The sequence below is a fragment of the Cupriavidus sp. KK10 genome (genome assembly GCF_018223725.1).
GTDB classification, from domain to species: domain Bacteria; phylum Pseudomonadota; class Gammaproteobacteria; order Burkholderiales; family Burkholderiaceae; genus Cupriavidus; species Cupriavidus necator.
The window spans coordinates 5,239,850-5,254,400 of the sequence record NZ_CP073677.1 but is presented as its reverse complement, the minus strand read 5'-3'; the positions used below and the strand labels follow the sequence as shown (position 1 = coordinate 5,254,400).

Sequence of the window (14,551 nt, the reverse complement as noted above, 5' to 3'; positions counted from 1 at the left end):
GTTGTATAACCTTGTTGTTTGCGGCGCGCCCTCCTTGGATTTTGTTGTGTCTACTCTACAAAAAAGGGCAAAAGAAAATTTCCCCAATGGGGCATATCGGCATGTTAGCGGCGGATTGTAGAGTAAACACATCGTGAAGTGACGTATTTACAGCGTCGTGAATCAGTCTTCAGGTGGGCATCCTGCACGCCATGACTGTCAATCGCTCCGACTCCTCCTCTGTCCGTCCGGCCCCGATTTCGGTGGCGTTGGGCAAACGCATCAAGCAGTGCCGGCATGCCGCCGACAAGTCGCAGGAAACGTTGGCTTTCGAGGCGCAGGTCGACCGCACCTACATCTCAGCCATCGAGCGCGGCGTGGCCAACCCGTCCGTAGAGACATTGGCAGACATTTGCCATGCGATCGGGATCAGCCTGGCGGAACTGTTCGCGCCAATGACGCAGATCCCGCGTGCGCCAAGCGGCGAGCGCAGGGCAAATACCGCGACACCCCCCGAGATCAAGCGCAGCCGGCTGCGGTAGCTACGTCGCCCCGCCCGACCGCCGGATCGAGATGGCGCCCTCGATCGCGATAGGGCACCTTCCACCAGCGGTGACATAGGCCGGCCGACTGCCCGGCTTGGCGAACTCCAGACGTGCATTGGAGGCGGCAAGCCCTGGTTCCGCCTCGGCCGGGTCAAGCAGCAACAAGGGCATGGGGCGAGAAGCCTTGAGCGCGCCGTCGCCCCTCGACCCCGACCGCCAGCGCGGCGTGCGCCGGTTGCGGATGCTGGCTGCGCCAGCCGACGACTACCGGCCAGCCCCTCGCCAGTTCCCGTGCACAGAAGCACAACACCGCCGCCGGTCTTCCCTCGGCCGTGACCGGACGCACGCCGATATTCAACTCCCAGATGAAGCTCGCCAACTCGGACAGCGTCTGACCATGCAGGTATTGGGGCCAGGCGCGATCCCAGAACGTGGCCTCGGGACCGTCTGCATGCCGCCAGACTTGGACCGGATTGGATAGCTTGCCCAGCAGCGCGAGTGCCATGGCAGTGCAATGCAACGTGCTGCCGCCAGCCCAGTCTCCTTGTCGGCTGAAAAGTGGTGCGCCGGAATCCGCCAAGGCAAGCTGCTGGCCCAGGCGCAAGCCCGGATGCAGTTTCTGGATCAGCACGTCCATCAGTATTCGTCCGGCAGTAGCACAGTGGTTGCCGAGCGGTCCCACTCGGTAATGATCCAGACCTTTTGCCCGTTGGGCAGCAGGTAACAGGAAAGCACGCGATGATGGGCAAGGACCGCCAGGCTGTTTTGCAGGCGATTCTCAGCGGACACGTCGCCCCAGGCGCCGCGGGCGTGCCGGTTCAACAGCAGGTAGATCGACACTTCCGTAGCCAGTAAGGCGTCGACTGCACCGGGTGTTGCCAGCAGACGGCCGAGCGGCAGGCGCGGCACGGTCGGCGGGGGCACATGGGAATTCGTCATGATGTTCTCCAGGTTAAGGGACGAGCGAAGGCCTTCGGAGAGACCGAATGCGGGCATGTCAAATGGGAAAGAAATGAGAGGCAGCCGGGCGGGATGCCCGGTTTATGCCGCCAGGCTGACTGCAGCGAGTTGGCGGCGCAGCGCCGTGGCTCGTGCCTGAGAGCAGCCGAGGTGGCGGCGGATGTCGGCCACGGTCGGGCGCACGCGACCGGCCGCGACGTCCTGCACGAGCCGCGTCACGTCGGCATCGGATGACTCCACGCCGGGTAACGGTGAGCCTGGCTGGCTTGCTGGACTGTGACTATCGGTGACGACCGCGTGACTCACCGGCGTCGGCGTGTGACTCGGCGCGACGGATGCCCGGCGATGAGTCGGCGGACGCGGCAGCAGCGCGACTGTCCACAGTAGGCAGGCCACTCCTTCCAGTATTGCCGCGAATGCCAGGCTGGACAGCAGATCGATGCGCGTGGCAGTCGTGCCGAAAAACGCGGTCAGTCGCGCCGTGACAGGATCGGTCGTCAGGGCGTCACGCAGGGCAGTTGCTCGGTCGTCCGCAGCTTGCCGACGCCTGACCTCGTCGGCTTCAGCATTCAGCGCTTCGAGTCTGGCGGCGAGCGTCGCACGACGGGCCTCCAGTCCCGCACAGTCGCGCGCACAACGCAGGGAGGTCGCGAGCGCAAGCTGCCGTGTGACGCTCGCCCGGTCGGTCATGACGACTGTCAGACTGCGGCCGGCCGGAACTGGAGCCGCACCCGGTGCCACGGCCGCGGCCCGTATCTCCCCCGCATGCCGCTGGGCTAGAAGGAAGAACGTCGCATGGCCGTAACAAGCTGCCGTCAGGCATGTGACCCACAGCACGGCGGCTACCGCGCGCATGAGAGGCGGCGAATCCCGAACCAACGAAGGCAGCAGGTGTGTGCTGACGACCAGCACAATGCCGATCGTCATCCACACAAGCCGCTCCGAAAGCGCGCCCCCACGCTGCCAGCCGGCCAGGGCAGAAAGGCAGATCGCGGTGACCGTCGTGCCCACTGCGAGCAGTAGCACCCAGTGAGACGGCCGGTTCATGCAGCCGCCCCGCCCAGCAGCGCCGCCTTGCGCTCAAGCTTGTGGCGCAGCGTGGGCGGACCGGCTGCTTCGGATTGCCCGGAGTCGCCTGGCTCCGGACCGCGGCATGATGCTTCGGGATAGAACTCCTCCGCGACTGCCGTTGCCTCTTCCGGGCTATCCTCGAAGGCCCCGTTCGCAAAGCCAAGGCGGGCCGCCGCGTCCAAGGCCACCTGGTCGAACCCGGCTGCTTTGCGTCGGGCGTCCAGCTCCCGCGCCTGTGTCAGCGTCTCCTCCAGCGTACTGCCCGACCGGACCCCAAGGTCGACGTAATAGATGGCCGACCTGTAGCTCTGCGTGGTGGACTTGCCGCGCAGCTTCAGTTCCAGCGGCAGGCAAGCCAGCAGGTTGCCCGACACGGCACTGAAGTAGTGCAGCCTTGCCGCGAGCGTCCGAATGGAATTGTAGGACGTGGTGCGAAAGATGAACGAGCCCATCTCGTCCTCGTCGCCGATGATCACGTTCAGCCGCCCATACGGCTTGCAGCCGCCGTGGCCGCCGAATTGGCAGCCGTCAGGCGACGGGCAGGGCAGACTGACGATGCCATCCCGTTCAATGCGCCGGCACTGCTCCCCGTTTCCGACGCAGGCGGGTCGCCCGGTTTCCCGGTCGAACAGGCAATATTCAGCGCGCAGATTCAGGTTTGGATCATTAAAGAGCAGGCGTATCGGGATCGTGCGCAGTTTGCCGGACGTCGCCTTGCGCAGCGATTCGTTGAGCGGGTGTAGCATCCAACCGTCACGGCTCTGCACCTGGGTGGTTAGCGTGAACTGATCGTCTTTCTCCGGTAGACGCTTGCCGTTCTTCTCGACCACACGGCCGATGGAGATGCGCCCGATGACGGGCGGTGTGATGGCGAATCCTTTGATCATGGGTTGTCCTCTTGTGCGTGAATCAGAAATCGGCGCGAGCCGGGCTTGGTGGTGGCGTATGGCGCCTGAAGTTCCGGGTGGTCGGCCAGCAACCGCTTCAAGTCGATGCCCGAACCGTCCTTGCTACGTTTGAAGGTGACTTCCCCTGTCTCGAAGAGCGCTCGGGAAGCTTCTCCCATCGCCTGCTGGATCGTCTGCTTGAGGCGAGCCTCCTGCTGTTCGCGCATGGCGATATCGGCTCGCACCGCTACCAGGTCTGCGAAGGTGGCGCTCAATTGCCGGTCTTGAATGAAATCCACGGTCTGGCCGCTGTCCTGGGGATACAGACAGCGCAGCGCAGCGTCGGCCGATTCCGAGCCGTCCGCTGGCGGGGGCGTGTCGGTAGTGACATAGGTCCAGAATTTGGCTTCCAGCATGATCAACTGGCCGATCAATGCCTCGTCCCGTGAAATTCGATGCACGGCCAGTTGGTGGCCGCACAGCAGCACAGCGACGTCGGCCGCCTGTTTGCCAGTGACCGCCAACTGGTGCTGTACCTGCAATTGCACATACTCCGGCACGCCGTCGCGCCACAGACGTGCCCCGAACTCGCCCGCCGTCTTGCATTCGAGGATCTGCACATCCGGTTCCGCGATGACCTCCCGGTCCAGATTGGCGAGCATGAAAGGCACCGTGGGATGGCGCAGCACGGCGTTAACCTTGCGCACCCGGCGCCCGGTCTGCTGTGTGTACGCCGCTGCCACGATGGGCTCCAGCAGCGTGCCCCAATAGACGGGCTCTGTGGTGTCCATGGGGTCGGGCTTGACCAGGCCGGCGTCACGCCCAGTCTTCTCCAGCCATAGTTCCAATTGGCTCTGATAAGGGTTGAGACCAACTGCTGCGGCGGCATCTGAGCCGCCGATGCCGGTCTTGCGCACGGCCAGCCAGTCGTTACGGCTCAATCCCTTGGTGTCCACGAGGCGCAGCGCCGGACGATTCCGGATGCGCTCGGTCGTTAGCGTCTGAGACATACCTACCTCCTGAATAGAAAACGCCCGGCGGGATATCCCGGCCGGGCGGCTATGACGTAGAAGCGGCAGAACGATCATGCGACGAGCTTCATCGCCTCGTCCCACGCCTTCTGCTTGAGCGATGCGCCTGCACCAAACCAGGCCGCGTCGCGACGGTGGTCATCGCTGCGTGCCCGGCGGTGGTGATCGACGAACTCGGTGATGCTGTTGACGAGGCCCCAGGCTGTCCCGTCCGCCGAGGCCAGCAACGCGCCTTTGCCGCGTCCGGTATAGAGTTGTTGCACGGTCTTAATGGCGCTGTCGTTGAGGGTAGCAGTGGGCCGATCCGTGACATTTCCCGTGGGATAGGTCAGCACGCGCTGGAAGAATGCTTCGGCGGCGTCGTCCTTGACCCGGTATTCGGCGAGCGCCTTCATGCGGGCCATGAATCCGTCCCACGACGAGATGGCAATGCCGAGCTGGCGCTTCACCGCCTGAGCATCGAACTGGCTGCGGTGCGGCACCTTGACCGCGCCCGCACTGTCGCCTAGCGCAATGGATAGCGTGTTGTTGCAGACCACCCGCACCGACGTGAACTGCGCGGTAGTGGCGAGCGTCCCATCGCAGGCGGTGGCGAGGAGCAGGTAGCCGTTCACCTTGTCGCGGCCCTTGAGCGTGGCGCTCTGGCCGGTCCTCGCGAGCGCCCAGAGCTTGCGGCCTTCCTTGAGTACACCCGCAGTCTCCAGTTCGTAGCCACCGACCTCGGTCAGATCGCGGTAAAACTCCAAGATCTCTGCGGGCTGCACAACCTGATAGCGCGACGAGACGACCGACAACGGTGTCTTGGTGTCCGAGCGGTACAGCACCTTCTGTTCAGGGAAGGCGTGGATGGCCCCCAGGCCAGCGTTGCCAGACACAAAGCGGACTTCGGACTCTTCAATACGCCAGTTCATGCCGGCGCGTTCGGCCCAGATTTCGAGGGGTTGATGGGGGGCGAGCTGGTTGCCCAGTCCGTGCCAAGGGGTGGCGTTGACATAAGCCATTGATTGGACGAGATGCATGGTGAATCCTTTCTGCCCGAAACAAGGGCATAACGCCCGGACAATGCCGGGCAAGATCGATGGGAATTGGGTAACAGGGAAACTGCGAGACAGGGGGAGAACGGCGTGGGTTGCCAACATGGCGAACCACAGCGCCTCGGGTTACTGGGCCGGAGCAGGGGCGGTAAAGGTGTAATGGCAATCGAGGCACTGGCGGTTGCCGAGGATGCTCTCGTCAAGCGCTTCGCCTACGGCCGAGCCCGCTGCACAACCGGCCGCACCGCCGAAAAGGCCGCCCATCAGCGCGCCGGCCAAGCCGCCAAGCAACGCGCCAGCTGGGCCGGCCAGTGCGCCTACGGTTGCGCCGGCTTCCGCGCCGGACAGGATGGCTGCGGCACCGCTGGCGGCGCCTGCGACTGCGCCGATGGCGCTGCCCGCCTTCTTGCCAAGCTCGCGGGCTTCGATGCGGGTGGAGCCGCATTGGGGGCAGATAGAGGATGTCATCTGGAATGTCTTCCTTGCAAAATTGAATGGTTGAGTGCCGCCCTCCGATCGAGCCGGATGCGGTGCTGGGGAACGACAAGGGGAAGACTGGGGACGCGGAATGCGTCGGAGAACAACTGGGGTGCTAACGCGCTTCAGAAGCGAGCGCGTTCGGGTAGTGCATGGCGAGGATCTGGTTCATCTCGTCTACCAGATCCAGCCGTTTGAAGGTCAGGTGCCCATTGCCGTTGCGGAACCAGCGCACGTGCAGGTAGTCGTTTTGCGCTTCGGTGAGGCGGGCACGCCATGCCTCGGTGATGAGGTGATAGGCACCGTGTCGGTGATCTGCCTCGGGCTGACCGTCCAGTACGCGCATGACGCGCAGCAGATCGTCCAGCTCGTCGGTGATGCGATGGTTGGGCGAGCCGTGACTGAACAGGTAGGTGACAATAAGGCGCTTGCCGAACCGGAACGGCTGGTTGGTCTTGTAATCCCACGATAGTCGTTGAAAACACGCTATCACGCCGCGCTCGAACATCTCGCCGCTCGCCCGATAGAGCTGGCTGAACGTGGCTTCGATGTTGGCGGCGGTCAGCTCGGGCACATCGCCCTCTGCAATCTGCCGATTCCACTGCTCGCGGGCGCGAGCGTCCATGAAAGTGCGCAGGCCCGATTCGGCCAGCAGGTACTGCCAGCCCTGCGTGTCGATCGTTCGCAGGATCGCCTGCTCCGCGTCGGCGCGGTTGGCATACTCGCCGGTCACAACCGGCGTGCCGCGCCGCGAATGGCTGTTGTCGATCACGAGCCTCGGAAAGCCCAGGTGGGCAAGGCGGGCGATCCGTTCGGCTTCCGCCAGCAGGTCAAGTGAGGCGCGGACGCGCTCGACAACGGATAGGCGTTGATTGGCGAGGTTCTCGATGCTGATGCTTTTAACAAGGTCGGTAGGGGTGTCCATGAGCCTCCTGCGAAGGGGCGAGAGAAAGTTTCGGGGGGCGATCCGGGCGGCCCAACGTGATGCCCGGCGTGGCGCCTGAAGCGGGATGGGCACGGATTTGGCCAAGCTGAGGCGGCCGGGACGGGACCGGATCTTGATGAGCGGCGGCGGTAACGGGCCGCGCTCAGGTGGGTTATATGTGATTGAAACTTTCTGAATCCCTGTCGCGGGAGAGCGGCAAGTCTTCCGAAGACGCAGAACGACAAGGAAGGCGTGCGCTCATGCGGCTGTGCTGGGTGTCGATGGCGGTGCAGGAGGCTGAAATATCCCCGCCACACAAAGTAAAATGACTGGCGGAATCCCGATTCAGTGGCGAACTCGCCACTTCGCATCGATCAGCAAGGGCACACGAACCTCGGACAAAACACCGCCTGCCCGACGTCACTCTGGGCAGACGAACAAGCATAAATTTAGGAATTCACATATGCCTTTGACGCTGCCACAACTGGAACGTCACCTGTTCAAAGCCGCCGACATCCTGCGCGGCAAGATGGATGCCTCCGAGTTCAAGGAATACATTTTTGGGATGTTGTTCCTCAAGCGCTGTTCTGATGTGTTCGACCAGCGCCGGGAGGAAGTCATCCGTCTCGAAATGGAGGCCGGCAAAAGCCAGGTAGAGGCTCGCCAGTCTGCCGAACTCTCTCGTTGGTACATCAAGGAGGACTCCTTCTGGGTCCCGCCCCAGTCGCGCTACGATTACCTGTTGAACGATGCGCACCAGAATGTCGGCGACTATCTGAATAAGGCGCTGACCGGCATAGAGACGGCAAATACTAGTCTGTACGAGGTGCTGGAGCACATCGACTTCACCCGCAAGGTAGGCCAGAGCAAGATCCCCGATATCAAGCTGAGGCAGCTTATTACGCACTTCGGCAAGCTTCGGCTGCGCAATGAGGACTTTGAGTTTCCCGATTTGCTCGGTGCGGCGTACGAATACCTGATCGGCGAATTCGCCGATTCTGCCGGCAAGAAAGGCGGTGAGTTCTACACACCCCGTTCGGTTGTGCGGATGATGGTCCGGCTCGTCAAGCCGGAGCTAAAGCACGACATCTTCGATCCATGCTGCGGTTCAGCTGGCATGCTGATTGCCGCCAAGGAATACATCGACGAGCATGGAGAGGATGGGCGTAAGGCCAACCTGTTCGGGCAGGAGTTCAACGGTACGGTATGGTCTATCGCCAAGATGAATATGCTGCTGCACGGCATCAGCACCGCAGACCTCCGTAACGACGACACGCTGGCTGAGCCGCAACACGTTGAAGGCGGGGAGTTGATGCACTTCGACCGTGTAATCACTAACCCCCCTTTTTCGCTGCCTTGGGGAAATACCGAGAAGAATCCGGACGGTACGCCAGCGTGGGCGCCGAAATTCCCTGATCGGTTCAAATACGGGCAGGTTCCTCTAGGCGCCAAGAAGGCGGATCTCATGTTCTTGCAGCACATGCTCGCCGTGACTCGCGACGGCGGCGTAGTCGCGACCGTTATGCCGCATGGTGTGCTATTCCGGGGAGGGGAAGAAAGGACCATCCGCGCCCGTATCCTCGAAGAGGATCTTGTCGAGGCGGTGATCGGCGTTGCCCCGAACCTGTTCTATGGCACTGGTATCCCTGCCTGTATCCTGGTGTTGCGCCAACGCGATCAGAATGGCGCCCAGCGCATCAGTGGAAAGCCGGCTGAGAGGCAGGGAAAAGTGTTGTTCATCAACGCCGATCGTGAGTTCTTCGAGGGCCGGGCGCAAAACTATCTGCTGCCCGAGCACATCGAGAAGATCGTCACCACCTTCGATGAATTCAAGGCTGTGCCCGGATTTTCAGCTATCGTGGACATCGCGACACTGCGTGCCAACGACTATAACCTCAACATCCGCCGTTATGCCGACAATGCGCCGCATCCCGAGCCGCATGACGTGCGTGCCCACTTGGTCGGCGGCGTGCCCAAGTCCGAGGTGCATGCGCAAAGCATGGCGAGGCTTTTCGAGGCGCAAGGCCTGGACCCGATGGACCTGCTCGTCGAGCATGATGACCGTTACTATCACTTCAGTCCCGCCTTGACCCGCCAGCAGGATATCCAGCCGGCCATTGCGGGCAATGCCGGTCTTAAGGCGAAAGAGGCTGCAATACGCAATGCGTTCGAACAATGGTGGCAATCCCATAGCGCGCGCATTACCGCGCTAGCGGGTCAGATAGAGAACCCAGCCAGCCTTGTGGCCCTGCGCAGCGATCTGCTTGCGAGCTTCAGCGAGACGCTGGAGGCGATTGGCTTGCTCGATCCATTTCAGGTGCGCGGCATCATCGCTGGCTTCTGGTACCACACCAAGTACGACTTCCTGACGCTGATGGCGCGTGATGCCAAGGGCGTGGCGGACGCCTGGCGGACCAGCATCATTACCGCGCTGGAGGACAAGGCGACCAAGGAAAGTCCGCTGGAGCACAAGCTGGTCAAGTTTCTGATGGGTGACTTCGTCGGTGCCATCACTGAGTTGGAGGCGAAGAGGGTGGAACTTGACGCTCAGATCAAAGCGGCCAGCCCCAAAGGCGCCGATGACGAGGAGGGCGACGGAGCGTCGGTGAATGCTGTCGATGAGGTGGACGAGGAAAACGCCGTGGACGAGGCCCAGCTCAAGGCGTGGAAGAAGGAGCTGGCGGTGGTGAAGAAGCATCTCAAGGCAAAGATGGAAAGCTTCACCATCCATCTCGACGCTGCAGTTGACGGTCTCACACCGGAGGCCGCTGCCTCGCTGCTGCTGACCATCCTGCACAACGACATGCAAGCGATTATTGAGCGCTATATCGTGGCGCACCGCAAGCAGATCGTTGCCGCCTTTGAGAACTGGTGGAACAAGTACCGCGTGACGCTTAATGAAATCGAAGAAAACCGCAACGCGGCAGCGAAGGCGTTGGAGGGATTTCTGAAGGAACTTAAGTATGTCTGATCAGACTACGATGCAGTCGTTGCACGTGTACGAACGTTTCCTTCAGCACCTGCCATTGGGTTGGGAACGCAAAGAAATTCGGCAGCTCGGTACGGTCGTAGGTGGCGGAACACCCTCCCGCAATGTTCCATCGTTCTGGCGTGGAACCATACCGTGGGTGACTCCGGGAGAGGTGAGCGGGAACGCAACCAAGTACCTTCACGACACCAACGAGCACATCAGCTCCACAGGGCTAGCAAGCAGCGGAGCCAACCTGCTGCCAACTGGGGCGCTGATGGTGACGACTCGCGCCACGCTTGGCGCACGGGTCATCAATACCGTGCCAATGGCGACCAACCAGGGCTTCAAGTCCATCGTCTTCCAACAGCCAGCTGATTCGGATTTCTACTTTCATCTCTTCGAGAAAGTGCTACCGGAACTAGTGCGACGCGCTTCCGGCACGACCTTCCTCGAAATCTCCGGCTCGGAGTTCGGGTCTATTGAGGTGCCGATGCCGGCCCCAGCCGAAAAGCGACTTATTGCCGAAATCCTCGATACTCTCGATACCGCTATCCATGAAACGGAGGCGATCATCGCGAAGCTCAAGGCGGTCAAGCAGGGTCTGCTCTACGATCTGCTGACGCGAGGCATTGACACCAACGGCGAACTGCGCCCACCGCAAGCCGAAGCGCCCCATCACTACAAGGAGTCGGCGCTGGGCTGGATTCCAAAGGGGTGGAGCGTCGAGCGCATTAGTGGTGTGTGTTGCGCCATTGTGGATTGCCCTCACTCGACACCGGATTTTCGGGATGATGGAGTGTTGGTTGCTCGCACGATGCACATAAAGGACGGCACATTTCTGGAAGCGTCAGCTTCCAGAGTCTCAGAACGTGAGTATTGCGAGCGCATACTCCGGCTTGAGCCTGCGCCAGGAGACGTGATTTTCACGCGTGAAGCCCCCGTCGGCGAGGCATTCGTTATCCCCAACGGGATGAGGATTTGTCTCGGCCAGCGTGTAATGCTGCTTCGCCCTAAGCAGGGAAGATTGATTGCTGAGTTCCTTCTTGCGCAGATTTATTCCGGGGCAGTGAAGGACAGGATCGCGACTTTGACTTCGGGTACCACTAACCCACATCTCAATGTTGCAGAAGTTAAGGAATTTGAGATTCCGCTGCCGCCCTTGGAGGAACAACAACTCATTGCTGACCGAGTTTCAAGTCTCGAAAGCCGTATCCGGCGTGAGATGCTTGAAAGGGAGAAGCTAATAGCGAGTAAGTCCGGCCTGATGGACGACCTCCTCACTGGCCGTGTCCGCGTCACGCCCTTGCTAAAGACACAACAAGTGCAGCACGAGACGGAAGAGGTTGCCTGATGGGCTGGGAACTGGAGGACGTCGAAAAGCCTTTCGTCGCCCAGCTCGTCGCACAGGGCTGGACGCATGTCGAAGGCAGCCTTGACGATCCGGGCGCCACGGGCCGATCAAGCTTTTCCGATGTCATCCAGGACGGCGTGCTGCGCGAGCGGCTGCGGGTGCTGAACCCTGGGCCTGATAGTGGACCCTGGCTGGACGACGGGCGACTGTCCGAAGCGGTGGCCGCAGTTACCCGGCCCGGTGTGCACAAGCTGATGGAGGTCAATGAGAAGCTCGCCGAGCTCATGATCAAGGGCATCACCGTCGAGGGCTTGCCCGGCTGGGACGGCGGGCGCGGACAGACAATCCGTTTTATAGATTGGGACGTACCTGCCAATAACCGCTTCACGGTGGTCAACCAATACCGGGTGGATTGCCCGCCTGGCTTCAGCTCGGCCAAGGCCTTCATCGTGCCAGACCTTGTGTTGCTGGTGAACGGCCTGCCTCTGGTGGTTGTGGAATGCAAGAGCCCATCTATAGCCGAGCCGCTGACCGAGGCGATCGATCAATTGCGCCGCTACAGCAATCAGCGCAAGGTCGCCTTCGAGGTCGATGACAGCGAGGGCAATGAGGCGTTGTTCGCAACCAACCAGCTCTTGATCGCAACCTGTTTCGATGAAGCCCGGTTCGGCTGCGTGGGCGCCGCCTTCGAGCATTACGTGCAGTGGAAGACTGTGATTGGCCCGGACGGTTCAGGCAGTGAAATTGATACCGCACGGGCGCTCGGAAAGCACATGCTTTCCGAGCAAGAACGCCTAATTGCGGGCTTACTCACCCCTGCCCATCTGCTTGATGTGGTAAAGAACTTCACGCTGTTCATGCAGGCCGGCGGGCAGACAATCAAGACGGTCTGCCGTTACCAACAGTACCGCGCCGTGAACCGCGCGCTCGCGCGGCTCAAGAACGGCCCGACCCGGTTGCAGCACGGCGATCACGATCAGCGTGGAGGCATCATCTGGCATACGCAGGGCTCGGGAAAATCACTCACCATGGTGTTCCTGGTGCGCAAGATGCGCGCCGATCGAGATCTGCGCCGCTTCAAGATTATCGTCGTCACCGACCGCAAGGATCTTCAAAGCCAGCTGTCCGTCACCGCCACGCTGACCGGCGAAACAGTTGAGGTGGCAGAAAGCACAGATGGGGTGAAGGCACTCGCCCGGCGCCGTGGTCCAGCGCTCGTTTTCGCCACCATCCAGAAGTACCGAAATGGCGAATTGCAGGGCGATTCGCGCGAGTCTGCGGACGATTTGTCTAAGGTGGAGGAGCTGAAGCCCGTCTACAAGTCGGGAGCGAATTTCGAGGTCCTAAACGAGGACGAGGCCATCCTTGTGCTAGTTGATGAGGCGCACCGCACCCAGGCCGGCGATCTCCACGCGAGCCTGCTGGCGGGACTGCCAAATTGCGCGCGGATCGGCTTCACTGGAACCCCGATCGTCATGGGCGAGAAGAAGCGCACCCACGAGATCTTCGGCGAGTTCATTGACCGATACACGATCAAGGAGGCGGTGGCCGACGGCGCCACGGTGCCCGTGCTGTATGAGGGGCGGACCGCCAACGGTGCGATCAAGGACGGCGCAAGCCTCGATGAGCTGTTCGAGGATCTGTTTCGCCAGCACACGGCGGAAGAGCTCGAGGCGATCAAGCAGAAGTACGCGACCAAAGGGCATATTTTCGAAGCCCCGGCGCTCATTGCCGACAAGGCGCGCGACATTATCCGACACTACGTCACCAACATCCTGCCCAATGGCTACAAGGCCCAGGTAGTGGCCTACAGCCGGCTGGCGGCGATTCGCTATTTCGACGCACTCAGAAAGGCTCGCGACGAGCTGCTCGCGGAAGCTGAGGCTCTTTCGTTGGAAGACAAGGCGCTAGATGACGAGGATTTGTGCCAGCGCCCGCCTAAGATGCGAGCCGTGGTCCAGGCATGGCGCTACCGCGTATCGTTGTCTCGGCTCGAGTTCGCCCCGATCATCTCGGGCGGCAACAATGATGACCCGGCCTGGAAACCGTGGACCGACGGTGCAGCGCAGGCGCAATTGATCAAGCGCTTCAAACAACCCCTGCTTCACACCAAGGCAGAGAAAACCGACCCACTTGCCTTCCTGGTGGTGAAGTCGATGTTGCTGACTGGCTTCGACGCACCCATCGAGGGCGTGATGTACCTGGACCGGCCAATCCGAGAAGCGGAACTCTTGCAGGCCATTGCCCGCGTCAATCGCACCGGTTTCGGCAAGCGCTGTGGCATCGTAGTGGACTACTACGGCGTGGCGCAGCACTTGAAGGAAGCCCTTGCTGCCTATGCTGACGAGGATGTCGAAGGCGCACTCGCTAGCCTGAGGGACGAGGTGCCGGTGCTACGCGACCGGCATCTGCGTCTGATCGATCTATTCCGGAAGCAGGGCGTGGAGTCGCTGGATGACTCAGAAGCCTGCATCAACGCGCTGGGCAACGAAAAATTGCGCGCGGAGTTTGCGGTCAAGCTCAAGGCCTTCCTAGGGTCATTGGACACGGTGCTACCGCGTCCCGAAGGTCTTCCATATTCCGGAGACGCGAAGCGGCTTGCTTACATTTACGCCCGGGCCCGCAACCGCTACAGGGACACGCCGGCACTGGGTAGGGACGTTGGCGCTAAGGTTCGCAGACTAATCGACGACCACGTGATTTCGTTGGGTATCGATCCCAAGATCCCGCCGATTCAGCTAACCGATGCCGAGTTTGACAGGCATCTGTCACGCGAGGCCAATGACCGCGCCAAAGCCTCAGAGATGGAACATGCGATTCGTTCGCATATTCGCAAACACGTTGATGAAGACCCGGTACTCTTCCGCAAGCTCTCGGAGCGGCTCAACGACATTCTCAAAACGCTTGACCAGCAATGGAACGAAGTCATTGTGCAATTGCAAAAGATCATCGACGATCTGCGCACGGGCAAGGCTGCTACTGCTGATGCGCCTAGCGACCTGCCCGAGCATTGCGCACCGTTTCTCAGGACATTGCTGGATGTGGTCTGTGCCGGCGCTACGCCGACGGATGTTGAACTGCTGCGACTGAAGGATGTGACCGTGGAGTTGTTGGACCTACTGATGCAGGAACTGCAGAACAACCGGAACATTTGGAGTCCACACAAGCGCTCGGCGCAGGACGAGCTAAATGGACAGTTGTTCGATCACCTGATGCGCCTGCGACCGAGGCTTGTGGATGCGGACAAGGCTGGGGTGCTGGCTGACCGGTTGATGGAACAGGCCCGCGCCAACCACGACAAGCTAGTGCAGGTCTGAGGC

At 61.3% G+C, this 14,551-nt stretch carries 12 protein-coding genes; 4 read left to right on the top strand and 8 right to left on the bottom strand.

Annotated features, from left to right (window positions below; genetic code table 11):
- Positions 1–179 precede the first annotated feature (179 nt).
- Positions 180–521, top strand: coding sequence for a helix-turn-helix domain-containing protein (locus KB879_RS24465; RefSeq protein ID WP_371827424.1), 342 nt, complete (start codon positions 180–182; stop codon positions 519–521).
- 154 nt (positions 522–675) lie between these two features.
- Here the strand turns inward: KB879_RS24465 and KB879_RS24460 are convergent, their stop codons facing one another.
- The 8 genes from KB879_RS24460 to KB879_RS24425 form a co-directional block, all read right to left on the bottom strand.
- Entirely contained in the window at positions 676–1,161 is a 486-nt protein-coding gene (locus tag KB879_RS24460) for a hypothetical protein (RefSeq protein WP_249221185.1), read from the bottom strand.
- On the bottom strand, positions 1,161–1,463 hold the full coding sequence (locus KB879_RS24455) for a hypothetical protein (RefSeq protein WP_211979938.1): 303 nt from the start codon (positions 1,461–1,463) through the stop codon (positions 1,161–1,163). Before KB879_RS24455 ends, KB879_RS24460 begins: the two co-directional genes overlap by 1 nt.
- Positions 1,464–1,565: 102 nt before the next feature.
- Positions 1,566–2,531, bottom strand: a complete 966-nt coding sequence (locus KB879_RS24450; RefSeq protein WP_211979937.1) for a hypothetical protein — start codon at positions 2,529–2,531, stop codon at positions 1,566–1,568.
- Positions 2,528–3,442, bottom strand: coding sequence for a phage capsid protein (locus tag KB879_RS24445; protein WP_211979936.1), 915 nt, complete (start codon positions 3,440–3,442; stop codon positions 2,528–2,530). The genes KB879_RS24450 and KB879_RS24445 overlap by 4 nt, the downstream gene beginning before the upstream one ends.
- Entirely contained in the window at positions 3,439–4,452 is a 1,014-nt protein-coding gene (locus KB879_RS24440) for a YqaJ viral recombinase family protein (protein WP_211979935.1), read from the bottom strand. Before KB879_RS24440 ends, KB879_RS24445 begins: the two co-directional genes overlap by 4 nt.
- A 74-nt stretch (positions 4,453–4,526) precedes the next feature.
- Complete coding sequence (locus tag KB879_RS24435; protein ID WP_211979934.1) at positions 4,527–5,492, bottom strand: DUF932 domain-containing protein; 966 nt, start codon at positions 5,490–5,492, stop codon at positions 4,527–4,529.
- 141 nt (positions 5,493–5,633) lie between these two features.
- Positions 5,634–5,975: a hypothetical protein gene (locus KB879_RS24430; RefSeq protein ID WP_211979933.1), complete on the bottom strand. Its 342-nt coding sequence runs from the start codon at positions 5,973–5,975 to the stop codon at positions 5,634–5,636.
- Between the two features lie 124 nt (positions 5,976–6,099).
- A complete protein-coding gene (locus tag KB879_RS24425) occupies positions 6,100–6,909 on the bottom strand; it encodes a DUF4942 domain-containing protein (RefSeq protein ID WP_211979932.1) in 810 nt (269 codons plus the stop codon).
- Between the two features lie 463 nt (positions 6,910–7,372).
- On the opposite strand from KB879_RS24425, the gene KB879_RS24420 reads away from it, so the two are divergent.
- The 3 genes from KB879_RS24420 to KB879_RS24410 are packed head-to-tail and all read left to right on the top strand — an operon-like array spanning position 7,373 to position 14,548.
- Positions 7,373–9,880 carry an N-6 DNA methylase gene (locus KB879_RS24420; protein WP_211979931.1) on the top strand — a complete coding sequence of 836 codons (2,508 nt, stop codon included), beginning with the start codon at positions 7,373–7,375 and terminating at the stop codon, positions 9,878–9,880.
- A complete protein-coding gene (locus KB879_RS24415; RefSeq protein ID WP_211979930.1) occupies positions 9,873–11,231 on the top strand; it encodes a restriction endonuclease subunit S in 1,359 nt (452 codons plus the stop codon). The genes KB879_RS24420 and KB879_RS24415 overlap by 8 nt, the downstream gene beginning before the upstream one ends.
- On the top strand, positions 11,231–14,548 hold the full coding sequence (locus tag KB879_RS24410; RefSeq protein ID WP_211979929.1) for a type I restriction endonuclease subunit R: 3,318 nt from the start codon (positions 11,231–11,233) through the stop codon (positions 14,546–14,548). The genes KB879_RS24415 and KB879_RS24410 overlap by 1 nt, the downstream gene beginning before the upstream one ends.
- The last annotated feature ends 3 nt before the right edge of the window (positions 14,549–14,551 follow it).